We start from the raw sequence: 21844 nt of genomic DNA, 5'->3' as shown, positions 1-21844 counted from the left end.
ATGAGCGAACCGGCAACAATCCATATCGCCTTTGCTGATCTCGTTGCCCTGCTGGAGCGGATCTTCGTCAAGCATGGCGTATCGACATCCAATGCCCGGATACTGGCCGAGAATTGCGCCGGCTGTGAGCGGGACGGATCGCTGAGCCACGGCATTTTCCGCATGGCAGGTTACGTCTCTTCGCTCGATAGCGGCTGGGTAGACGGCATGGCCGTGCCCGTCGTCGAGGATGTCGGCCCGGCCTTTGTTCGCGTCGATGCCAAGGGCGGCTTCACCCAGCCGGCATTTTTTGCCGGACTGCCACTTCTGCTGGACAAAGTCCGGGAAAACGGCGTCGCCGTGCTCGCCATCCGACGCTCACATCATTTCAGCGCGCTTTGGCCTGACGTGGAGCCCTTCGCCGAAAAGGGTCTTGTCGCACTTAGCGTTGTGAACAGCATGGCCTGCGTTGTCCCATATGGGGGGAACAAGGCTGTCTTCGGCACGAACCCGATCGCCTTTGCCTCGCCGCGGGCCGGCAAGCCACCCTTCGTCTTCGATCAGGCTTCGTCAGCGATCGCTCATGGCGACGTCCAGATTGCAGCGCGTGCCGGCCATGAACTCAAGCCCGGAATGGGCGTTGACCGGGACGGGCAACCGACAACCGATCCGAAGGCGATCCTCGATGGCGGAGCGCTGCTGCCCTTCGGCGGCCACAAGGGCAACTCCATCGCGCTGATGGTCGAAATCCTGAGTGCCGCACTGACCGGGGGCTACTTCTCCGGCGAATTCGACTGGAGTGGACATAAGGGCGCCCAAACGCCATTTACCGGCCAATTCCTTGTGGTCATCGACCCTGAACGCGGGGGCAATGATGCATTTGCCGCACGCGTCGGACAGATCTGCGACCTCGTTCTGGAAGCCGGCCAGGACCGGCTACCCGGTGACCGCCGCCATCTGACCCGCGCGAAGGCTGAGCAGAATGGTATTCCTCTGTCGGCAGAGAGCCACGAGCGGTTGAAGGAACTGGCCGGAGACTGACGACATAAGTTCGAACACTCACTTGAAACGAACCGGTGGAGGAAACACCGGTTCGGTCTTTGATTTATCCTGCAACCGTATCCAGGGTCGCCGAAACCCGCTCCCCCAGTCGCGCATTGCGATTGCAGTCGAGGAGACTAAAATCGATATGAGACGCCCAGCATCGCAAACGGCTGGACATCATCCTTCACGATCGGGCTGTCCTTGGCATCTCCTATGAGGAAACCTGCTCCTGCAGCACCTGTCACCGACCAGTTTTCAGTGAACATGTAGGTGATGGAACCCTTTACATCGACCCGCTTGACGCCGGCCTGTGCATCATACTGCGTCAAGCCGGAGCTTGCTGACTGGGCGCTTGTGACGCCGAAATACGATTGCATGTGCTTGTCATCTGCCCAAGTCCCGGAAACATCCGCCGAGAAAATGAAGCTTTCATACTTATACGACGCCTTGGCGCCGACGATACCTGTCAGGCCATCACTGCCGCCGATCGTCTTGTCGAGCTCTGCATAGGCTTCGAAGGGACCCACTTCATAACTCAGAATACCGCCAATCACCCCGCCTGCGTCGATATCACCGAGACCGCGCAGATAGTCGGAATCATCTTCCTTACGGCCCAGGTCGTAACCGCCCTTCATGCTGGCTCTGAAGCCATTCGCCTCATAGAGGTCGACCGTCACGCCCGTTATGTCGACGCTTACACGGTCGCCAAATTCCGCCGAAAAGATCGGGAGTGGGTTGATCTCAAACTCATCAGACCCCTCGTATTCAGGCATGTAAAGGGCGCCCGCACCGACTGTAACTTTCCAATCGTGAAGCGTATCGCGGAAATCGCCATAACGCCCAGCATCAAACTCCTGGGGAGGGACTGCAGCAGCGTCAACACGTTCAAGGTCAGCCGCAAACGTGGAGAGAGGCAGCGCGACGACTACACCAACCAGGACTATTGCCGGCATGGCACTGCGGCCTGAAATGGTTGGCTTTTCTCTCAGAGAGCGGGATTGGCATTGGGTCACTTGGAACTCCTGTCATAGCATATGGCAAAGCATTACGGATTGAAGGCGACACCGAGGATAAGAGAGTGGGTCGAGACACAGATCTCCAGGCCAGACGTGGACTTGGATAAGACGTGGAAATCGCACCGCCTGGCGACCCCGAATGGTTTGCCTTCTTCGTGCACACTCACCTTGACGAACCTGAATTGCAGCAACATTACGGGGATGACACAGTTCGGGTGCACGGGCGGAGGAGCCGTATTGCGGGGGGACTTGGGCTACTCCGCCCGTGCCTACGCCCGATGGGGCGTCGGGCGATTCCTACGGCTGGAAATGCGATATGGCTTTGGTGAAACTCGATGGAACGTTCAGCCAGCGTACCAAGGGTCAACGTTGCCTATCGGTCCATTGCGGCGGCGCCCCAACCTTGTCGGCGATCACACCGGCAAGCCCCGGTGATCTGCCAAAGGCATCACAGGCCGCGTATTTCGGCTTTCCACCGAGCGCCGACTTGATGCGCTGTCCCGACGGCAGAGAAACATCCGGCCCCTTCGGCTCCTTGCCGACTATGAGGATGCGGGAGAAATATTTCCCGAAACTCGCGGCGAGACTGTAGGCATCGCCCACCTCGGAAACACGCGCATTGTTCGTTATGGAATTGGCTCCCTTGGACCAGACAACTGCGGCCAACTGGCTACCGCTGCGATCGATCGCTTCGGCTTCAACCGCGAGCCCACCCAAACCGGCCGGGAGACGCGGAATGCCGACGGGCAGTGCAAGGCTGCTCCCCAGCGACACTGCCGTCGATACGCCCGCGATCGTCTTATTCGTGGGGACGATGTCCGTAACGACGGCCCGCACGGTCAAGTCGGCGCGCTGCCCCGGCGCCACCAATTCATACTTGTCGCTGAGCGCCACGCACACAGCACGATCCAGCGCATTTGCGACCAGACGCCGATCCTGCTCAGCCTTGATGCGCGATGCCGCATAGAACGAGAACGTGGCAGGCATGACCGCAATAGTCCGAACTGTCGCGAGCCTTTGGCCATCCACGAAGCTTCTGGACTTCGTAAACTTGCCTTTCGCCGGACTGAGCTGGCTGTAGGAGGTCAGAGTTCCGGCTTCGGTCAATGGAACAGCTGTACAGCCAGAGAGGAAAAGAGCGAGAGGCAGACCTATTCCTGCCAAGACAAGTCCACGCATCTTCGTCACCACAAACGCGGCATCGGGGAACAGGATTGCTTATTGCTGCACATGTGCTCGCCTCCGTCGTCAATCGTCATGCTGACGACAGTGAGCAGGAAGCGTTGCGGCAACATTACATGGTGCCATTCGGTATCGAAAAGTTCACCCGGCCTTTGCTGGCCTTGTGAAACCCGCGGCGCCAAGGTTTCTAAAAACCTACAGCTGGATTGTGAACGTGGTTCCGCCTGTGCTGCTGTCGACCATCACGCGGCCGCCATGATCGGAGATAATCTGCTTCACCAGACTTAAACCGAGCCCCGCGCCATTGCTGCGCGGCTTCACACGGTAAAACGGGTCAAAAACCTGGTCCCGCTGAGCGGCCGGTATCCCAGGCCCTTCGTCCGAGACTGAGATACTCCCACTCCTCGAGACAATCACCGAAATCAGGCCGGCATTGCCTCCGTGGTCGATGGCATTGCGGACCAGATTGCTTACCGCCCGAGGCAGGGCAGAGAGACTTCCGAGCCGCTCAAATCGCTCCACTTCGCTATCAAATGAAATCTCGTAACCGGCAGAAATGGCCAGCGGCGCAAGGTCTGCGACCACTGTGCGAGCAATGTCCACCAGGTCGACCATCTCATGGAGATCAGTCGCCTGATCATTGCGTTCAAAGTCGAGAAGCTGCTCGGCCGTTTCACCCAGTCGTGCCACATCCTTCATGAGCCTGAGGCGCGCGGCACCTTCCGGCATCCCATCAATACGGGTCTGCATAATCGCTATGGGCGTTCTGAGTTCGTGCGCCGCATCAATGAGGAAGCGTCGCCTTGCCCGAAATTGCTCTTCGAGACGGTCGAGTACAGAGTTGAAGGCGATGATCAATGGCGTGACTTCTTGCGGTACATCCTCCAGGGGAAGTCGCGCCCCACCATGGCGAGGGTCAATCTCCGCCGCCATGCGAACGACTCCTTTCAGCCCTGCCAGTCCACGGCTGACAATACGAGGAATGGTGAGAAACAGCGCGGGCACCGCGATCGCCAAAAGCGGAACATAAATCGGGGCAAGACTGGTCACCATCGTCAGAAAATTATTGGCCGTACTGGTATTGCCGCCATACATCACACGCATCTCACCCAAGGGTGTCGCGATGGCATCGATCGAAGCCGTCTCGTTGACGCCGCTGGCCCCGCGAATGTCGGCATCCCTCATGAAGCGCACATAAGGCGCCATTTCCGCGTAAACTTCCGGCACCGCCCCATAGCGCACCGACTGGCTGTCTTGCGCCGCTGCGATAAACCACAAACGGTCGTTGTCGGCCTTAAAGGCTTTCAGGTTTTCGCTTTCGACAACAACGAGCCTGCCCTGTGGATCGCGTATCAGTGAATCTTCGAGCGCGTGGGTCAGCCTGTCCTTCAAGCCAACATTCGGCGACAGGATCAAAGCGCCATAAACGCAAAGCCCAACGATCACCGTCGCGACGACGATGACGAGAACGAGACTGAGCTGCCAGCTGAGCTTCCACCAGAGAGACGGGTTCGCATTGCCTCGGGCCATGGCTATTCTTCCCTCAGCAGATATCCGACGCCCCGGATATTATGGACCGCCACACCCGCCGAAGCATCGGACAGGCGCTTTCGCAATCGGGAAATATGCGCATCGAGCGCATTGGACTGGATTTCTTCCTCGTAATTATAGACAGCAGCTTCAAGCGTTGACCGCAAGACGGTCTTGTCCCTGCGCTTGGCAAGGGCCAAGAGCACCAAAAGCTCGCGTCGGGGGAGATCGAAGGGCAGCGCATTGACGGTCACATTGAGGTGAAGGGGATCGATGGCAACACGTCCGACGGTGATCTGAGCCTCAATCAGACTGGCCGGCCGCCTGAGCAACGCGCGCAAGCGAGCCATCAGCTCGTCAACCAGAAACGGTTTGCCAAGGTAGTCGTCCGCACCGCCATCGAGGCCCTCGATCCGCTCCTTGGGTTCGTTTCGCGCTGTCAGCACCATGACCGGCGTATCCACCCCGGCCCGCCTGAGCTTCGGGATAAAGGTCAGACCGTCCCCATCCGGAAGTCGCCGATCAAGGAGAATGACGTCATAGATGTTTTGGCGGGTTAACTCGCAAGCATCGGCAAGCCACATCGTATGGTCAATGACGATGCCCTGCTTGCCCAGTGCAGCCATCAAGGCATCGGCCAGTTCCTTTTCATCTTCGATCAGCAGAAGTCTCATAATCAGCGCCCCTTTCATTCCTTTCTTCTGAAGCGACAAGGTTGCGGCAGCATTGCGGTCCGCACGACTGCATCCGGTAATGCTGCTGCAATTGTCGATGCCTAACCCTGAGATCTACCGGCCGCTGCTGCGCGCAACGACGCTGCATCCAGTCAGCCGTGTCGAACTCGATCAGGAAGAGGCAAGCCATGACCCTCAAATGGACTGCAAGATTTGCCAAGATAGGGGCACTGCTCGGCGGATGCACCCTTGCATTCATGTATCTCGATCCCAGCCGTGGTGCCGTCGACGCGAACGAGCGGCTCAAGGAGATCGTGGAGTCCTCAACTGCAATCAGCAAACCGTTCGAACTGACACTTGCGGAGGTGACACGCGTAGAGCCCGCCTCGATGGTCGAGCGGCTTCGCGTCAGCGGTGAACTTCAGCCTGTCAACCGCGTGGTTTTGAGGGCAAAAGCCGGCGGCAAGATCCGCGACGTCGGCGCTCTTGAAGGTAAGCGGGTCAGGGCGGGCGATGTGCTTGTCCGTTTCGAAACGGGTGATCTTCGATCCACACTTTTGCAACGCGAAAGCGATCGCGATGCGGCCGAGGCAGAGCTCGCGCTTGCGATAAAGACACTGAGCCGGACGGAGCAACTTGCTGCGAAAAACATTGCGTCAAAAGAAGACCTTGAACAGGCCAGAGGCGACGTCGCCGGAAAGACATCCAGGGTTCGGAGCCTCTCTGCGCAGGTTGACATCGCCCGCACTGCGCTGCGCGATGCTGACATCACGGCCCCGTTCGATGGTGTCGTTGCAAGCCGCGCCGTCGACGCAGGCACCAGCGTCGGCGCAGATGGCGAGTTGCTGACTATTGTCCATCCAGACGTCATGGAAGCAAAGGTCCTAGTCTCCACCCGAGACATTGCACGCGTTGCCGAAGGCCAGACTGCAAAATTGACGATCGATGGACTGGAAGAACAGGTGATTGAGGGGACAGTCGCTCGGATAAATCCTGTTGCGGAAAGTGGGACACGTTTCGTGCCCGTCTATCTGAGATTGCCCAATCACGACGGAAAGCTCTGGGGCGGCATGTTCGCCACGGGGTCGATCATCGTCAACGAAAAAGACGGTGCACTCGTCGTTCCGGCACTATCGCTGCGCAAGGACGATGCGGGCGATTATGTGCTCAAGCTGAAACACGGTTATCTAAGGCGCCAGCCTGTGACCATAGGACAGGGGTGGGATGGGAATCAAATGGTGGAGATCGCCGACGGCATTGCGGACGGCGATACAGTTTTAACCGCTCCCCTACCCGAGTTGAAGCCCGATGTTGCTGTGATCCTCAACGAGGCCGGTTGAGATGTTCCTGACCCGCGTTTCAGTCACACATCCCGTATTCACCACCATGATGATGTTGTCCTTGCTGATCATGGGCATTTTCTCCCTTCAGCGGCTGGGGCTTGATCAATATCCCAACGTCGACGTTCCAATCGTTGTGGTCATGACGACCTATCCGGGCGCCACCCCGGAAACCGTCGAGACAGACGTTACTCGCCCAATAGAGGATGCATTGAACGCCATCAGCGGGCTCGATGAGATCGCTTCAACCTCTTACGAAGGTCGCTCGGTGGTAACCGCCAAGTTTAACCTTGATGTGCAGGGCGCGGATGCAGCACAGGACGTACGCGAGAAGCTTGCAACGATTGAAGCCGCGCTACCGGACGATGTGGACAAGCCACTCGTCTCCCGGTTCGATCCATCGGATCAGCCGATCCTCTCCATTGCCGTGAGTTCGGTGTCGCTGGATGTCCCGGCCCTGACAACGATCGCAGATCAGCGGGTTGTGCGAGACCTGACCACTATTCCAGGTGTCGGCCAGGTCACTTTGATCGGCGGCCAAAAGCGCCAGATTGACGTCTCCATTCTTGATACGCGGATGCGCGCCTTTGGCGTTGGTATCGATGATGTCATCACTGCTCTGAAATCGGCAAACCAGAATAGCCCGGCCGGCAGTATCATCGATAAATTTTCAGAACGCACGATCCAGGTGCAGGACCACATTGAGCTGCCTGAAAATCTGCTCGACGCAATTGTCGCCAGTCGTGGGGGCGGGCCGGTCTATCTCCGCGACGTTGCCACCGTTGCCGAAGGCGCCGCCGATGCCGAAAGCCGCGCCCTGTATAATGGACAGACAGCGCTCGCCATCGATGTCGTGAAAGCGCAGGACGCCAACACTGTTCAGGTCGTGGCCGATGTGCGCGCACGTCTCGATGAGCTCAATGCAGAGCTTGCCAAGCAGAATGTTCAGCTTCGCATTGTTACCGATGCCTCAACTGCCATCCAGGACTCCGTGTCCCAAGTTCAGGCGACCCTGCTTGAAGGGGCTGCACTGGCCGTTGCGATTGTCTTTCTGTTCCTCAATTCCTGGCGCAGCACCGTCATCACCGGCCTGACGCTTCCAATCGCGATGCTGGGTACGCTAGCGGTAATCGGCCTTCTTGGCTTTACGCTGAACACGCTCAGTTTGCTGGCGCTGACCTTGTCTATCGGCATCCTGGTGGACGATGCTATCGTCGTGCGAGAGAACATCACGCGCCACCTCCACATGGGCAAGTCGCACCTTCGCGCGGCGCTCGACGGCACGAATGAAATTGGCCTTGCCGTGGTCGCCACGACATTGACCATCGTCGCGGTTTTCCTGCCGGTCGCCTTCATGGAGGGGATCGTGGGCCGCTTCTTCTACGAATTCGGCGTCACTGTTTCGGCAGCCGTCCTTATCTCGCTCTTCGTCGCCTTCACGCTCGATCCGATGCTGTCCAGCGTGTGGTTCGATCCAGATTCCCATCCGGATTCTAAACGTGGGCCAATCGGGCAACTGATCGCGCGTTTTGATCACGGTTTCGAATGGTTGGCCAACCAGTATCGCCATGTGATCGGCTGGACGCTGCGACATCGCCTGGTCACGCTGTTGACAACTGTCGGCATCTTCATCGGCAGCCTTTTCCTGATGCCGTTGGTCGGCACGGAGTTTGTGCCTGCGAGCGACGAGGGCCGCTTCCAGATCAATGTGACCGCACCAGCTGGCTCCTCCCTCGACTACACGGCCACGAAGCTTCGGCAGGTTGAAAATGCGCTCAGGGAGTTTCCTGAGATCGAGACGCTCTATTCGACCATTAACACGGGCGGGGCGGTTGGAAAGAACCGTGCTGCCGTGCTGGTGCGCCTCGTGTCTCTGCCACGTCGCACACGAACACCGGTCACGCTGGCAAATCCGATCCGCGAGCGACTGGCCGCCATCCCAGGCATTGATACCGCCATCGTTCAGGAAGGTTTGGGCGGCGGTGACAGCCCAATTAAGCTCAGCGTGCTTGGGGACGACCGAGCAATCATAGAGAAAATCGCCAAGGATCTTACCAATGATATGCGTCAGATCCCGGGCATGGTGGATGTGAATTCAAGCGCCAGGGACGTGACCTCCATCCTCTCGGTGCGCCTGAAGAGCGAGGCGGCAAGTGATCTCGGCATGACCCGAGCCGATCTTGCCGCCTCGCTATCTCCCCTGATCGGTGGCGAAGCGCTCTCGAGCTGGACCGATGTAACCGGTGAAACCTACGATATCGTCGCGCGGCTGCCGAGGGAGCAGCGCACGGACACGGCGACGATCGGCGAGCTCATGCTGACAACGGGCCGGGTGGATGCGAATAACAGGCCAATACTCGTACAGGTCGATCAGGTCGCAGATTTGAAGACTGTCCCCGCGGCCTCCGAGATCCGCCGTCTCGCCAATCACCGTGAAGTGCTGGTCTCCGCCGACGTGTCGGGTCGCACCTTGGGTGAGGTGACCCGCGAGTTGCAAACCCTGATTGACGGTCGCGACTTGCCCAATGGCTATCATATTCTCTTTGGGGGCGAATCCGAAAATATGCAGGAGACATTTGGGGATATGGCAGCCGCCCTCGCAATGGCGGTGATCTTCATCTACCTTGTACTGGCCTCGCAATTCGGGAGCTTCTTGCAGCCGCTTGCGATCATGGCTGCGCTGCCTCTATCGCTCGCCGGCGTCCTTCTCGGCCTCATGGTCGCAGGCAGCACGATCAACATGTTCTCGTTGATCGGCTTCATCATGCTGATGGGCCTCGTCAGCAAGAACGGTATCCTGCTGGTGGACTTTGCCAACCAGGAACGGCGGCGTGGCCTCCCCCTGAATGAGGCGCTGATCAGCGCTGGAGCCATCCGTTTCCGGCCGATCGTCATGACGACGCTGGCGATGATCTTCGGGATGATACCGCTCGGCATGGCGGTGGCCGGCGGCGGCGCGCAGCGTGCTCCAATGGCCCATGCCGTCATCGGCGGGCTGATCAGCTCGACAATCCTGACCCTGATCATCGTGCCGGTGATCCTGTCCTACATAGACAGTGTAACCCAACGCCTGCAGCAATTTCTGCCGAAGGCACCTGATGATTATGATGATCAAGACGCGCCATCGAGGGCGTAAACTACGCCGCAACACGGCATCCGGACTTCAACCGGCCATGGCGTCAGCCGATCAGGCCTAAGACCTCTCGAGGTCAGCGGAGCAAAAGAATGCTCAGGGGGCCGCCAACGAGTATGGCAAGAACAATGATCGGGTGGAGATAGAAGAACAGTACACGGAGAATGGCTTTAGGACGACCCATCGAAACGTCACCTGCTTGAAAAGTCAGGTGACAGTGCCCTCGTCGGATTGCGGCGGCATTACCGCCTAGCAATTCCTGTCTGATCGCTATCGAGCGGACGATATGCGTAGACTTCGGAAGTAGGCAATCGTTCCAGATTCCAGCCATACCCCGACGCCGCCGTGCTGATTCACCCCGAATTTCAGGTCATTGACAATCAGGGCGGGGCGAGCGTTCCCATCGAGATAAAGTTCTGCTCTGGCACCCGCAACCACGATCCGCATGTGAATCCATCGACCGAGATCGAGCTCCGCATAGCTTTCGTATTTCTCCGGTTCTTCGCGCCTCAGCCTGTCAAAACGATAGTCAGGATATGCGACATACTGGATACTGTGATTGCGGCGGACCTGATCATCGGCGGTGCTATTGGTCGGGCGAAGGTAGATACTCTCGAACCGCCCGTTTTCATCGATACGGAAAGTCAGACCGATAAATCCACGCGCATAGCCGGGAGCGTTTGGCACAAGCTCACTAGCGATCTCGACATCTATCACCCCGTCAGAGAAATCCACTGGCAGCCATGCCATAAAATCACGATCCGTCAGGGTTTCCCTCTGAGGATCCTGTATGGCCTCCGTCGGCATCGTCATCTGGAAAGCCTGAACGCCCTGGTAGGTAGTTTCCAAGAGCGCAACACCAGACAGGCGAAAGTCTTCAATTGAAGGGCCATGACTACCCGTTGGCGGGCTGTCCGAGGCAAAGAGCCTGCCATGGAACCATGTGATTGAATCATTCAAGTGCATCGGTACCCCCCATTGGCAGTCTCATGACCACATGGACCACGCCGCCTTCCCCTTTGCCAAAGTCCCATCAGCGCACGTGCAGATGGACGGCGATGCCGCCGTCCATCGCGTGCATTCGTGTCAGACGCGTACCCAGGACGGAGCGACAGTCGGCCCCATACCAAGGAAGAAACCGAAATGGATGTTCATTTCTCCGATCGGCTCAAGGAAGCGGCTATTGCTCAACGGGCCGGCGTTGACGGCCTCGAACGAGAGCTTCTCGGCCAATTCGCGAACCTTCGCGGTTGCTCCCTCATCATCGCCTGCCACAAATACCTGCAGCGTCTTGGCGGCCCGCGCTTCCGGCGAGATCAAGCCTGCAAAGATCGTGTTGAACGCTTTGACGACATGCGCACCGCTGGCAAGCTTCTGGATCTCCTCGGCCGCAGACGTCGTGTGACCCAGCACCAATTCCTTGTAATCCGCCGTAATCGGATTGGTGATGTCGATCAGGATCTTGCCTGTAAGATCGCCGGCATCCGCGAGTACCTGGCCAACGGCCTGATACGGCAGCGCCAATAGGACGATATCAGCAAGTTTGACTGCTGCGGCAACACCCCCGCCTTCCACATTCGAGCCGATGTCTGCGGCAAGCGATGCCGCCTTCGCCGGATCGCGATGTCCGATCACGACATCAATGCCGCAAGCAGCAAATGCCCGGGCGAATCCGGAGCCCATATTCCCTGTTCCAATGACTGCAACTTTCATGTCCGTATCCTCTGTTTTCGATGGGGGACACTTTGCCTCTGAAACAAATTCGGATAAATCCTATAAATATCGCATCACTTGAAACGGAACGTTTCGAATGGATCGCCTAACCGCCATGGAAGTGTTTGTCAGAGCCGTCGATTGCGGTTCATTCAGCGCTGCGGCCGATGCTATGCAGATGTCCCCTCAACTTGTCGGAAAACACGTCCAGAAGCTTGAGCAGCATCTCGGGGTTCAGCTTCTTCATCGTTCAACGCGACGGCAAAGCCTGACTGACTTCGGCCGCATCTTTTATGAGCGCGCGAAAATAATCCTGGCTGAGGTCGAAACGGCCGAGAGCATGGCAGCAGAAACACGCGCTGTTCCGGCAGGACGCCTGCGCATCAACGCTCCCGTGAGCTTCGGCATGCGCACCCTTTCCCCGCTCCTGCCTGGTTTCATGAAGCAGTTCCCGGAAGTATCGGTGGAACTGACCTTGGCCAATCGTGCGGTAGACCTAATCGAAGAAGGTTATGATGCCGTATTTCGAGTCGGAGAACTGTCCGACAGTGGCCTGATCGCAAGGCGGCTTTCACCTTACCGGCTCGCGCTTTGTGCATCGCCCAGATATCTGGCGAAAGCACCACCCCTAACCTCGCCGCAGGACCTCCCAGCGCACGAATGCCTGGGATTTTCCCATACAGCACTCCGCACTCATTGGACTTTCGATGGCCCGGACGGACGTCAAGTCATTCCTATTGCAAGCCGGCTGGTTGCCGATCATGGCGAGCCTTTGCTTTGCGCGGCTTTGGAAGGACTGGGGATCATGTTGCAGCCCTTGGAACTCGTGCGCGACTATCTTGCCGATGGTCAACTCGTCGAACTGCTTCCGAACTACAGGGTCCCAACCCGGCCCTTGCACATCCTCTATGCGCCGGATCGACGATTGACACCGAAGCTGCGAAGCTTCCTGGATTTCGCTGTCGCAAATTTCGGCGCCCATTTGGGCGACGTTTGACAGTGCAAGCGCGGACCATTTTTTAGAGGATATAGGCCTTGGACAGACTGGAATGCGACCGCATGTTTGCGGCAGTCATAGATACAGGCAGCTTCGCAGCTGCCGCCTCACGCCTTGGAACAAGTACCGGGCAAGCCTCGAAACTTGTTTCGCGACTTGAAAAAGAACTCGGCGTCCAGCTGATCAAACGAACAACGCGCGCCTTGGCACTCTCCGAGGTCGGCCGTGCCTACTATGATCGGATCAAAGGCATCATTGAGGATTTGGATGCACTCGATGCATCCGTACGCAATGCGGCGGGCACTCCTTCGGGCAGGCTTCGAATTACCGCGCCCGTTACCTTTGGTACGACCCAGTTGACCCCCGTCCTCATTTCGTTTGCCGCGGCATTTCCCGATATCCAATTGGATGTCAGCTTTGCCGATCGCCTGGTCAACCTTGTCGATGAAGGTTTCGATGCAGCAATCCGCATTGGGCAGCCAGCGGATAGCAGTCTAATTGCCAAGAAGCTTTGTCCTGTCAGAATCGTGCTTGTCGCATCCCCTTCCTATTTCGCGGCACAGCAAACACCGGAAAGTCCGGCTGACCTTCCCCTTCACAGCTGCATTGTCGATACGAACTTCAGCGATCCGCAAACATGGCGGTTCAACAGCATTGATCGCCAGGGAATGATCGAGACCGACGTGCGAGGTCGCCTGAATTTCTCCAATGCGGAAGCCTGCCTTGCAGCAGCAGAAGCTGGATTGGGAATCGCACGTGTACCAAGTTTCATTGCTGGAGCGAGCCTGAAGGCAGGCACAGTCCGTTCCGTGCTTACCCAATATGAAGACGTCCCGCGTGGCCTTTATGCCGTCTATCCGCCCGGACGTCATCTCGCGCTGAAAGTGCGTGTGCTGGTCGACTTTCTCGCCGACGCTTTTCGCGGCCAGCCCAAATGGGACAAGGGCTGGACTTAATTACTTCCATTTTGGAAGCAATTTACCTCTGGTGGACGGGATAATCATCAATCTGGAATTGGGGCATATTCTCCTCACGAATTCATCCAACGAGAAGAGAATTACCATGATCGACACCCGCACAGCTCCTTACGCCGCACTCGTCCTGCGCGTCACACTTGGTCTGCTTTTCCTGAGCCATGCCGGCCTGAAAATCTTTGTCTTCACTCCGGCTGGCACTGCTGGCTTTTTCGGATCTCTCGGCCTCCCTGGCTGGCTCGCCTATGTCACGATTCTTTGGGAAGTTGCTGGCGGCGTGGCTCTCATCCTTGGCATCTGGCCGCGCGTTGCCGCAGTTGCGATGATCCCCGTTCTGCTCGGAGCGATCGTCACTGTTCACGGCGCCGCTGGCTTCTTCTTCAACAATGCCAACGGGGGCTGGGAATTTCCGGCATTCTGGATCATCGGCCTCATCGTTTTGGCGCTGACGGGCGATGGTGCCAAGGCCCTGCGTCCGACTCCGTTCCGCAAGTAATCACTGCGACGATTGAGAAAGGTAAAAGCCATGAACTCGACTTCGGGCCAGAAAACCGGCATCGGCAAAGTTACCTTGACTGTCAACGACCTCGATCGGGTCAGTGGCTTCTATCAGGAGGCCGTCGGCCTCCATCTCCTTCGGGGCGATGCGAGCGCCGTAGAACTCGGCGTCGAGGGAAAGACGCTACTCGAGTTGCGACGTGACCCCACAGCCCGCCGGCGTTCGCATCGCGAGGCAGGTTTGTTTCACACCGCATTTCTGCTTCCTTCGCGCGCAGACCTGGCTCGATGGGTCCAGCATGCGATGAAGACCCGGCCACCCGTCGTAGGCGCATCCGACCATGCTGTCAGCGAGGCGTTGTACCTCGCCGACCCGGAAGGCAACGGCGTAGAGATCTACGCTGACCGACCAGTCCTATCTTGGCAATGGAAGAACGGACTGGTGCACATGCCGAGTGATCCACTGGATATCGATGCTTTGGTTGCTGCGCGTGGCAGCGACGAGTGGCGGGGTTTCCCGGAGGGATCAATAGTCGGTCATGTCCACCTCCAGGTGGGGGCGATCCCGGCGGCGGAGGCGTTCTATGCCGACGTTCTCGGCTTTGCCGTTACGTCACGCTATCCCGGAGGCACATTCTATGCCGCAGACGGCTATCACCATCATTTTGCGACCAATATCTGGAACAGCCGCGGTGCGGCCCAACGCACGTACCCGAGCACCGGTCTTGCCGATATCGAAATCCTCGCAGGCGACAACTTTGCTGCTTCCGCAAAATCAAGGGCAGATGAGACCGGAACTCCAGCCGCCGAGCGGCCACAGGGGCTCACCATCAGCGACCCTTGGGGGATACAGATCAGTATCGTCTCGTCGGCAGCCAACAACCTAAAGGGGTGAACAATGCTCGTAGAAGGTAAATGGACAGCCGACTGGCATCCCGTCCAGGCAAGCGACGAGAAGGGAGCCTTTGTTCGGCAGATTTCAGGCTTTCGAAACTGGATCACCCCCGACGGCAGTGCTGGACCAACGGGCGAGGGAGGCTTCAAGGCAGAGGCTGGCCGCTACCACCTCTATGTGGCGCTGATCTGCCCTTGGGCAGCGCGGACGCTGATGGGTCGCGCATTGAAAAAACTCGAAAGCGCGATTTCGGTATCCGTCGTCGAGCCTGCCCTATCCGAGCAGGGATGGCGCTTCGGCGACTACCCCGGCTCCCATTTGGATACGCTGAACGGCGCCAGTTATCTGCATGAGCTCTACACGCGTGCCGACGCCGCCTATACGGGAAGAGCGACGGTTCCCGTCTTATGGGACAAGCTCCGCGGCACGATCGTCAACAACGAGTCGGCCGACATCCTGCGCATGTTGAATTCCGGTTTCGGAAAACTTGCCGACGAAAGCGTCGATCTCTATCCGGATGCGCTTCGCGCCGACATCGACGAGCTGAATGAACGGATCTACCCAAACCTCAACAATGGAGTTTATCGGGCCGGATTCGCAGTTACGCAAATCGCTTATGAAGAAGCGTTTGCCGATGTCTTTTCGACGCTTGACGAGCTGGAAGCCCGCCTCGACAATCAGGGTCCATATCTGTTTGGCGATCGATTGACGGAAGCCGACATACGCTTGTTCGTTACTCTCGTACGCTTCGATGCAGCCTATCACGGCCTGTTCAAATGCAACCTACGCCGGCTTGCAGACTATCGGGGCCTCAGTCGCTACGTCGCCGCCATTCTCGCCATACCCGGCATTCGTGGGACGGTGAACATCGACCATGTTAAGCGCGGCTACTACTCCATCAAGGCACTCAATCCGAACGGCATCGTGCCCGTCGGCCCCCAGTTGCCTTTCGAGCATTCATAAAGGACCAATACTGATGTCAACAATAGCTGCCAATATCCTGGTCATCATGCTCCATGGCGTCGGCTCCAGCGGCAACGATCTTGCACCGCTCGCCAATGCCTGGAAGGACAGAATACCGGGGGCCGTCTTTATGTCTCCCAACGCCCCTGCCCCTTCCAGCTTTGGCTCGGGCTACCAGTGGTTCAGCGTCGCTGGTGTAACAGAAGAGAATCGAAGCACGCGGATTGCGGACGCACGGCCGTCCTTTGATCAGGTGATCACGTCGATCATCGAAGCAAACGGCTTTGCCGGGAAGCTTGACCGCGTCGCGTTTGTCGGTTTTTCACAAGGCACGATCATGGCGCTTGATGCCGCTGCATCAGGCCGTTGGCCGGTTGGTGCCGTGGTAGGTTTCTCAGGCCGCCTGGCTTCGCCACTGCCTTTGCAGCCCGCACGCGAAACGCCCGTTCTTTTGGTCCATGGCAGCGCTGATCCCGTGATCCCAGCGGCTGAGACGACCAAGGCTGCCGCCACCCTTCAGAGTTTGGGACTTCAGGTCGAGACACTCTTGCTGCCGGGTGTGCCGCACACAATTTCCGCCGAAGGGGCGGCAAAAGCCGGCGATTTCCTCGCGGAAACATTTGCGGAATAGGAAGGCAGCCGACATGGAAATCGGTCTTTACACATTTGGTGACTTGCCGGTCGGCACCCGTGGGCCGGAACCATCCAGACAGCGTCTACTGGAGATCGTGGAGGCAGCAAAACTTGCCGACCAGGCTGGTTTGAGCGTTTTCGGGATCGGCGAGCACCATCGCCCGGACTACACGATCTCCGTCCCGGTAGCCATCATGGGGGCCATCGCGGCTGTCACCAAAAACATCCGGATCACCACAGCCGTCACCATCCTGTCTTCCTCTGACCCGGTTCGGATTTTCGAGGAACTGGCAACGATCGACCTTCTGTCTTCCGGGCGCGCGGAGTTGACGGTTGGGCGTGGTGCCTTCATCGAGTCCTTCCCGCTTTTCGGCTACGATCTGAAGGACTACGATGCCCTTTACGAAGAAAAGCTCGACCTCCTCCTGAAAATCTCCGCCAGTGAAGCCATCACCTGGAATGGCCGCTTCCGCCCGGCCCTAAACAATGTCGAAATTGCCCCACGCCCCTATGTGGCAAAGCCTCCAATCTGGATCGGCGCCGGCGGCACTCCGGAAAGCGCAATCCGCGCAGGCAGGGCGGGCGTGCCGCTAAACCTTGCCAATATCGGCGGCGAACCGGCACGCTTCCGGCCATTCATCGATCTCTACCGGAAAAGCTTCCTGGATGCGGAGCATGACCCGAGCGGATTGAAAGTGGGCATTTCTGGCCATCTGCATGTGCAAAAGAACAGCCAGGTGGCCATGGACGAGTTCTACCCTCACTACGCCCGTTACATCGGCCACAATCTACCGAATGGCGACAATGGTTGGAAAGTGTCGCGTGCAGACTATGAGCGTCTCGCCAGTCCGCACGGCGCGCTTTTCGTTGGCAGCCCCCAGCAGATCATCGACAAGATCCTATACGAACACGAGATGTTTCGACATGATCGGTTCATGGCGCAGATCGATATCGGCGGCTTGCCCTTCGGAAAGGTTGCCGACGCGATCGAATTGTTGGCTACCGAAGTACTGCCGGTCGTGCGTCGGGCAACGGCCTCAAGCTAACGAGCGCCGTAACCGGACGACAGCAATTCCCGAACAATAGAACCCGCAGTTCAGATGAGACGGCCTGCGGGTTTTAGGAATAGCCAGACGCACCGTGCAAGGTTACTCCATCGAAAGACGCGCAGGTGGCAGCCCGAGCAGCATGACCGTTTCAGCACCCTCTGGCAGGGACCAGAACACTGCCGCAGACTTTCCAAAACTCCATGACCTGCTTTCCGTCGACTGTCATTGGCGGCCAATGGGGGATGTTTTCGCCGTTCGGATCACCCGCTTTCACGAAGGCCTCAATCGCTCCGGGAAACTGTTCGACTATGGTTAGATCGACAGTGACAAACGGCTGCTCGGATGCTCCTCTGCCGCAGTCGTGGGGGCGGTCGAAACCAGCCTGAGCATCGCCAGGGTAAATCTGCAGGACCAGCGGCTATCTGAATGAATAGCCCACGACAGCTTGTTTCTCATGCTGATTGTCCCTTCCTTGTCAGGGAAAGCCGAGGCTTCGGAATCTGGCAAGAGCAGCTGAGGACGGATGGAGCGGGCACTCCCATTCTGTCAATTCAAGCAGGTCGGGCCCGGAACGCGCTTTCCCGACAACCAGGACGAGATAGCCCCTGACAAAAGAGCGAACCGCTTTCGGCAATGCAAATACCCGGAGGGCGGGAGCCTTCCGGGCATCATGATTAGTGATTCCACCACGACGATGGCCACAAACGCCAATCAGGCGGCAACTGTCGGACGCGCAAAGCCAGCCAGCGGCGCCATAAAAACGGCGCCAAAAGAAGCAAGCTTCTCACGCAAATCAGCCGGCGGTTCGCCGTATACGTAAAGCGCATTGATCGTCGCGAGTTTCAGGAACTGCTCCGCAAAGGGGCCAAAGGTTCCTTCGATATGCGGCAGCACGCCTTCGGTCAGATAACGCTCGACGATATGAACGCTACGCCCGTCTTCACCGAGGGAGTATTCATAGATCAGCGTGCCGGGTTCCTTGTTAGAGAGCGCGATGATCTGCGCAATCAGCGTCTTAAACTCTTCCAGAGCCTGTGGCTCGACCGTCATATGGAAAACGTTGGTGATATAGGTCATGGGACATTCTCTGGTTTTGAGGGGAGCAACGTGTCAGCGAGGAATGCGGCTGGCTAAAGCGCGCCGCATTCGCCCGATTGCGCGGCATGGATTCAGGACTTGTCGGTCTCTTCTCCGAAGATCTTTCCGGCGCCTGCCCAGTCTGACGGCGCAACATCTTCGAAAATGACGTAGATGTAGTTCGGATCCGTTCCTGTGTTCTTGACGATGCTTTCGGTGATTTCCGCGGCAACCGCCTTCTTCGCCTTGGCATCCTTACCGCTGAACCAGCTTACGCGTACGACAGGCATGATAGTCTCCTTTGAATGCAGCGGTCACAGACCGCCTTCTGGTGTGGCTTGGCTCTCGAGGACCGATCAGCGCTCAAGGAATGATGCGAGATCAGCCGTAAATCTCGTTGGGTTCTTGAAAGCGAGAAAATGATCGCCCTGATCCTGGGCGCTGTAGACATGGAGTTCCGCGCCGGGAATGACGGATTGCATCCACTTCTGGCTCGGAACATTGTTGCTATTCTCGCCCGTAAAGATCGCCGTTGGCACATCGATCTTGTGGCGAACGACGTCACGCCAGTCGTTCATGGCGTGATCGAACAACACAAGGCTCATGAACTTCGGGTCGCTCTTGATGAACGTCTGCGCGAAGGCTTCCGAATTCTGGAAGGCGGGTGATCCTTGTTCCATGTAGCGGCGCATGGCGTTCATATCGACGATCTGGTCATTCGTCGGCGCACCGCCGAAAGCCGCGATCATGCGCTCGGCCGAGGTCGTCATCCCCCCGGCCTGCTGCCGCTCCTGCTCCGACCAGTCGGCATGCGTATAGATCGAGATCGGTTCGTCGATGAACACTGCCTTACGGATCGTATCCGTGCCGAACAGGTCGATATAGCTCCACACGACGGAGGCCCCCATCGACCAGCCACAAAGGTCAACTTTCTCGACACCGAGATGCTCGATGAATTCGTTGAGGTCTGCCCCGAAACGGGCAATTCGGGTGCCGTATTCGACGTTCTGGGAGAGACCCTGATTGCGCGGATCGATGACGTAGACATGATACTTCTGGCTGAGCAGATACATGACATTGATGTATTCGGCCCCGTTGGCCGACCAGCCAGGGATGAAAATCAGCGGTCGCCCTTGGCCAGCCTCCCAATAGGAGAGCTTGACCCCGTCCGTTGTCATGAAGCTGTTGATCTCCAACCCCTTGAAGTCGGAGAGCTTTGCAGGGAGGCCCTCAATCTTGTTCGGGAAGACATAGTCCTGACCAAGAACCTCGATGGCCGGCGCCGCAAATGTCATCGTCGAGGACAAGATGAGGCCGGAAAGGGCGATCATCATGGACAGTGATTTACGTGGCATCTCAAAGACCCTTAGAGTTGAACGTTGAGTTTGCGGTCATCTGCAAACCTTGCCGACGGGACTTTGCTAATGTAAAACGGAACGATAATAAACGGCTGGAATTACACGCTGCGTAGAGGAATTCGCTACAATGGCTCAATTGGAGCAATTGAACGGTATCATCAGTTTTGTTGAAGCAGGCACCTTGTTGAGCTTCACAGCAGCGGCAGACAAGCTGGGTGTAACCAAGTCCGCCGTGGGCAAAAGTGTTGCGCGACTGGAAGAAAGACTCGGCGTGAAGCTTTTGCATCGAAGCACGCGCAAGCTAACCTTGACACCAGATGGTGAGGCTTATCTGGCCAGTTGCCGCCACGCTCTTCAGGAAATCGGTTCCGCTGAAGAGGCGTTAGCCGCAAAGAGCCAGCAACTTGCTGGACGGTTGCGTATTGATGCGCCGGCAGCCTGGGGCCGAAAGATCCTGCTGCCAGTGCTTGCGAAAATCACCAAACAGCATCCAGGTCTCACTCTCTCCCTATCTCTCACCGACAGGATCATCGATCCGGTCGAGGAAGGTGTGGACCTTGCTATCCGATTTGGGGAGACGAAGAGCACCACAGGACTGATTACCCGCAAGCTGACCGAACAGCGAGCCTTGATCGTGGGCTCACCGAGCTATTTGAAAGCGCGCGGCACGCCCCTGACAATCGAGGACTTGCAGGAGCATGACTGCATTGTCGGATTTCGGCGGGATATCCCCAATTCGTGGCGGGTCAAGGCGAATGATGGTCTTGTGGTTCGTGTGACACCACCACCGACCCATGAGATCGGCGATGGTGCCGCCATCGTCGATGCTGCCGTGGCCGGCCTTGGGCTCGCCCAGATGCCGAGTTCACTGGTTACAAAACACATCGCCGAAGGACGGCTCATATCCGTGCTGGATGCGTTCACAGGCGCCAAGATCGAGATCTCTGCCATCTGGCCATCGACGAAGCAACTTCTCCCTCGCGTCAGGCATGTGGTCGAAATTCTCGTTGATGAGGGCCGCCGTGGAAACCTTGGCGAGTAGACTGGCGGATCTCTGAGCCGCGTTTACGGCTTGAGCCAGTTGGCAAGCCAACGCAACAGGCGCGGCATGACAATCCAGTGCATCGCAAGGACGATCAATGCGGTCAGCAGCATCATTCTGAGAATAAATGGCAGTGCCGTCAGCAGGGGAAACAAGAAAGCCACAGCCAAGGATGCAAGCGGAAATATCCCCATCCAGGTGATAATCGCCATCCGCCACCTTGCAGGTTGTTTCTGACCTTCCAAACCTGTGGCAGAAAACCATAAATCCGTCGTGTTGAATACGCGGTATTCGGGATCATGATCCGAGACCTGCCGCAAGCGTTCATGCCAGATCGCAGCCTCCTTTGAGTTGCGCCAAACGTCGAGTGCAGCCTGAGTTGTGAAGCACTGTACGATATGAAATTCCTCGCCATCTACTCTGGGTGGGATCACGGTCGAAAACAGATAACCCGGTGACTGTGAGCAAGTGGCGAGCATTTGCCGGACGAGACGCTCGTACTGGGCTGCCTGAGCGGGATTGGCACGGCGATGAATGATGCGTGTTATCGGTGTCATAACGAGACTTTTTCCTGAGCAAAAAGTGCCGCATGCGGATGGATCAGCATCCAGCGGGCACTTGGCCGCTTCGGAGGTAAATGTCGAAGCCCGTATTGTTCTCGAAAACGCTTGCGGGGCACGAAGATGCCAAAAGCCGGCGGCTTCATTTTTAGCTAGTCCCTCCGTGCAGGCGGATAAATTTAGCCGC

At 57.6% G+C, this 21844-nt stretch carries 21 protein-coding genes and 1 pseudogene; 12 read left to right on the top strand and 10 right to left on the bottom strand.

The features are described 5' to 3' along the window. On the top strand, positions 1–1020 hold the full coding sequence (locus IP76_RS07165) for an Ldh family oxidoreductase (protein WP_054157519.1): 1020 nt from the start codon (positions 1–3) through the stop codon (positions 1018–1020). A gap of 137 nt (positions 1021–1157) precedes the next feature. Here the strand turns inward: IP76_RS07165 and IP76_RS07160 are convergent, their stop codons facing one another. Beyond that, positions 1158–1976: a MipA/OmpV family protein gene (locus IP76_RS07160; protein ID WP_054157518.1), complete on the bottom strand. Its 819-nt coding sequence runs from the start codon at positions 1974–1976 to the stop codon at positions 1158–1160. A 426-nt stretch (positions 1977–2402) separates the two neighbouring features. Beyond that, a complete protein-coding gene (locus IP76_RS07155) occupies positions 2403–3218 on the bottom strand; it encodes a DUF3313 domain-containing protein (protein WP_054157517.1) in 816 nt (271 codons plus the stop codon). Positions 3219–3253: 35 nt separating this feature from the next. On the opposite strand from IP76_RS07155, the gene IP76_RS23595 reads away from it, so the two are divergent. Beyond that, entirely contained in the window at positions 3254–3388 is a 135-nt protein-coding gene (locus IP76_RS23595) for a hypothetical protein (RefSeq protein ID WP_306765468.1), read from the top strand. Positions 3389–3416: 28 nt separating this feature from the next. On the opposite strand, the gene IP76_RS07150 is transcribed toward IP76_RS23595, so the two are convergent. Further along, positions 3417–4751, bottom strand: a complete 1335-nt coding sequence (locus IP76_RS07150) for a HAMP domain-containing sensor histidine kinase (RefSeq protein ID WP_054157516.1) — start codon at positions 4749–4751, stop codon at positions 3417–3419. Positions 4752–4753: 2 nt separating this feature from the next. Then, the gene (locus IP76_RS07145; RefSeq protein ID WP_054157537.1) at positions 4754–5425 is read right to left on the bottom strand and encodes a response regulator transcription factor; all 672 of its coding nucleotides are present in this window, start codon (positions 5423–5425) and stop codon (positions 4754–4756) included. Between the two features lie 188 nt (positions 5426–5613). Between IP76_RS07145 and IP76_RS07140 the strand changes: the two genes are divergently transcribed. Together IP76_RS07140 and IP76_RS07135 are read left to right on the top strand one after the other, a co-directional pair. Continuing rightward, complete coding sequence (locus IP76_RS07140) at positions 5614–6765, top strand: efflux RND transporter periplasmic adaptor subunit (RefSeq protein WP_054157515.1); 1152 nt, start codon at positions 5614–5616, stop codon at positions 6763–6765. 1 nt (position 6766) lies between these two features. Further along, positions 6767–9901 carry an efflux RND transporter permease subunit gene (locus tag IP76_RS07135; protein WP_054157514.1) on the top strand — a complete coding sequence of 1045 codons (3135 nt, stop codon included), beginning with the start codon at positions 6767–6769 and terminating at the stop codon, positions 9899–9901. Positions 9902–10168: 267 nt separating this feature from the next. Here the strand turns inward: IP76_RS07135 and IP76_RS07130 are convergent, their stop codons facing one another. Then, complete coding sequence (locus IP76_RS07130; protein WP_197278315.1) at positions 10169–10864, bottom strand: hypothetical protein; 696 nt, start codon at positions 10862–10864, stop codon at positions 10169–10171. 120 nt (positions 10865–10984) lie between these two features. Next, positions 10985–11617 (bottom strand): annotated as a pseudogene (locus IP76_RS07125) (NADPH-dependent F420 reductase); the annotation flags it as partial. A 91-nt stretch (positions 11618–11708) separates the two neighbouring features. Here IP76_RS07125 and IP76_RS07120 point away from each other — a divergent pair. From IP76_RS07120 to IP76_RS07090, 7 genes are all read left to right on the top strand, one after another. Then, complete coding sequence (locus tag IP76_RS07120) at positions 11709–12608, top strand: LysR family transcriptional regulator (RefSeq protein WP_054157512.1); 900 nt, start codon at positions 11709–11711, stop codon at positions 12606–12608. Between the two features lie 38 nt (positions 12609–12646). After that, positions 12647–13564 carry a LysR family transcriptional regulator gene (locus IP76_RS07115; protein ID WP_054157511.1) on the top strand — a complete coding sequence of 306 codons (918 nt, stop codon included), beginning with the start codon at positions 12647–12649 and terminating at the stop codon, positions 13562–13564. 106 nt (positions 13565–13670) lie between these two features. Then, positions 13671–14078, top strand: a complete 408-nt coding sequence (locus IP76_RS07110; RefSeq protein WP_054157510.1) for a DoxX family protein — start codon at positions 13671–13673, stop codon at positions 14076–14078. Between the two features lie 30 nt (positions 14079–14108). Further along, positions 14109–14975 (top strand): VOC family protein, encoded by an 867-nt coding sequence (locus IP76_RS07105; protein WP_054157509.1) that lies wholly within the window; start codon positions 14109–14111, stop codon positions 14973–14975. A gap of 3 nt (positions 14976–14978) precedes the next feature. Continuing rightward, positions 14979–15938 carry a glutathione S-transferase family protein gene (locus IP76_RS07100; RefSeq protein WP_054157508.1) on the top strand — a complete coding sequence of 320 codons (960 nt, stop codon included), beginning with the start codon at positions 14979–14981 and terminating at the stop codon, positions 15936–15938. A gap of 13 nt (positions 15939–15951) precedes the next feature. Further along, the gene (locus IP76_RS07095; protein WP_054157507.1) at positions 15952–16569 is read left to right on the top strand and encodes an alpha/beta hydrolase; all 618 of its coding nucleotides are present in this window, start codon (positions 15952–15954) and stop codon (positions 16567–16569) included. A 13-nt stretch (positions 16570–16582) separates the two neighbouring features. Continuing rightward, the gene (locus tag IP76_RS07090) at positions 16583–17617 is read left to right on the top strand and encodes an LLM class flavin-dependent oxidoreductase (protein WP_054157506.1); all 1035 of its coding nucleotides are present in this window, start codon (positions 16583–16585) and stop codon (positions 17615–17617) included. A gap of 714 nt (positions 17618–18331) precedes the next feature. On the opposite strand, the gene IP76_RS07085 is transcribed toward IP76_RS07090, so the two are convergent. The 3 genes from IP76_RS07085 to IP76_RS07075 form a co-directional block, all read right to left on the bottom strand. Beyond that, positions 18332–18697 carry a putative quinol monooxygenase gene (locus tag IP76_RS07085; RefSeq protein ID WP_054157505.1) on the bottom strand — a complete coding sequence of 122 codons (366 nt, stop codon included), beginning with the start codon at positions 18695–18697 and terminating at the stop codon, positions 18332–18334. Positions 18698–18789: 92 nt separating this feature from the next. Continuing rightward, on the bottom strand, positions 18790–18987 hold the full coding sequence (locus tag IP76_RS07080) for a tautomerase family protein (RefSeq protein ID WP_054157504.1): 198 nt from the start codon (positions 18985–18987) through the stop codon (positions 18790–18792). Between the two features lie 66 nt (positions 18988–19053). Beyond that, on the bottom strand, positions 19054–20052 hold the full coding sequence (locus IP76_RS07075) for an alpha/beta fold hydrolase (protein WP_082352443.1): 999 nt from the start codon (positions 20050–20052) through the stop codon (positions 19054–19056). A 130-nt stretch (positions 20053–20182) separates the two neighbouring features. Here IP76_RS07075 and IP76_RS07070 point away from each other — a divergent pair, with 130 nt between their 5' ends. Continuing rightward, the gene (locus tag IP76_RS07070; protein WP_054157503.1) at positions 20183–21097 is read left to right on the top strand and encodes a LysR family transcriptional regulator; all 915 of its coding nucleotides are present in this window, start codon (positions 20183–20185) and stop codon (positions 21095–21097) included. A 23-nt stretch (positions 21098–21120) separates the two neighbouring features. On the opposite strand, the gene IP76_RS23265 is transcribed toward IP76_RS07070, so the two are convergent. After that, positions 21121–21654 carry an antibiotic biosynthesis monooxygenase gene (locus IP76_RS23265; RefSeq protein ID WP_054157502.1) on the bottom strand — a complete coding sequence of 178 codons (534 nt, stop codon included), beginning with the start codon at positions 21652–21654 and terminating at the stop codon, positions 21121–21123. Positions 21655–21844: the final 190 nt, after the last annotated feature.

It is taken from the genome of Rhizobium sp. AAP43 (assembly GCF_001296045.1).
Taxonomy (GTDB): Bacteria; Pseudomonadota; Alphaproteobacteria; order Rhizobiales; family Rhizobiaceae; genus Allorhizobium.
The sequence above is the reverse complement of the archived record's forward strand: the minus strand, read 5'-3'. Positions and strand labels throughout refer to the sequence as shown.

What these genes read in the sequence shown, in the direction of transcription:
- IP76_RS07165 (WP_054157519.1), top strand. Translation starts at nt 1, where the DNA reads ATGAGCGAACCGGCAACAATCCATATCGCCTTTGCTGATCTCGTTGCC.
- IP76_RS07160 (WP_054157518.1), bottom strand. Translation starts at nt 1,976, where the DNA reads ATGCCGGCAATAGTCCTGGTTGGTGTAGTCGTCGCGCTGCCTCTCTCC.
- IP76_RS07155 (WP_054157517.1), bottom strand. Translation starts at nt 3,218, where the DNA reads ATGCGTGGACTTGTCTTGGCAGGAATAGGTCTGCCTCTCGCTCTTTTC.
- IP76_RS07150 (WP_054157516.1), bottom strand. Translation starts at nt 4,751, where the DNA reads ATGGCCCGAGGCAATGCGAACCCGTCTCTCTGGTGGAAGCTCAGCTGG.
- IP76_RS07145 (WP_054157537.1), bottom strand. Translation starts at nt 5,425, where the DNA reads ATGAGACTTCTGCTGATCGAAGATGAAAAGGAACTGGCCGATGCCTTG.
- IP76_RS07140 (WP_054157515.1), top strand. Translation starts at nt 5,614, where the DNA reads ATGACCCTCAAATGGACTGCAAGATTTGCCAAGATAGGGGCACTGCTC.
- IP76_RS07135 (WP_054157514.1), top strand. Translation starts at nt 6,767, where the DNA reads ATGTTCCTGACCCGCGTTTCAGTCACACATCCCGTATTCACCACCATG.
- IP76_RS07130 (WP_197278315.1), bottom strand. Translation starts at nt 10,864, where the DNA reads ATGCACTTGAATGATTCAATCACATGGTTCCATGGCAGGCTCTTTGCC.
- IP76_RS07120 (WP_054157512.1), top strand. Translation starts at nt 11,709, where the DNA reads ATGGATCGCCTAACCGCCATGGAAGTGTTTGTCAGAGCCGTCGATTGC.
- IP76_RS07110 (WP_054157510.1), top strand. Translation starts at nt 13,671, where the DNA reads ATGATCGACACCCGCACAGCTCCTTACGCCGCACTCGTCCTGCGCGTC.
- IP76_RS07105 (WP_054157509.1), top strand. Translation starts at nt 14,109, where the DNA reads ATGAACTCGACTTCGGGCCAGAAAACCGGCATCGGCAAAGTTACCTTG.
- IP76_RS07100 (WP_054157508.1), top strand. Translation starts at nt 14,979, where the DNA reads ATGCTCGTAGAAGGTAAATGGACAGCCGACTGGCATCCCGTCCAGGCA.
- IP76_RS07095 (WP_054157507.1), top strand. Translation starts at nt 15,952, where the DNA reads ATGTCAACAATAGCTGCCAATATCCTGGTCATCATGCTCCATGGCGTC.
- IP76_RS07090 (WP_054157506.1), top strand. Translation starts at nt 16,583, where the DNA reads ATGGAAATCGGTCTTTACACATTTGGTGACTTGCCGGTCGGCACCCGT.
- IP76_RS07085 (WP_054157505.1), bottom strand. Translation starts at nt 18,697, where the DNA reads ATGACCTATATCACCAACGTTTTCCATATGACGGTCGAGCCACAGGCT.
- IP76_RS07080 (WP_054157504.1), bottom strand. Translation starts at nt 18,987, where the DNA reads ATGCCTGTCGTACGCGTAAGCTGGTTCAGCGGTAAGGATGCCAAGGCG.
- IP76_RS07075 (WP_082352443.1), bottom strand. Translation starts at nt 20,052, where the DNA reads ATGCCACGTAAATCACTGTCCATGATGATCGCCCTTTCCGGCCTCATC.
- IP76_RS07070 (WP_054157503.1), top strand. Translation starts at nt 20,183, where the DNA reads ATGGCTCAATTGGAGCAATTGAACGGTATCATCAGTTTTGTTGAAGCA.
- IP76_RS23265 (WP_054157502.1), bottom strand. Translation starts at nt 21,654, where the DNA reads ATGACACCGATAACACGCATCATTCATCGCCGTGCCAATCCCGCTCAG.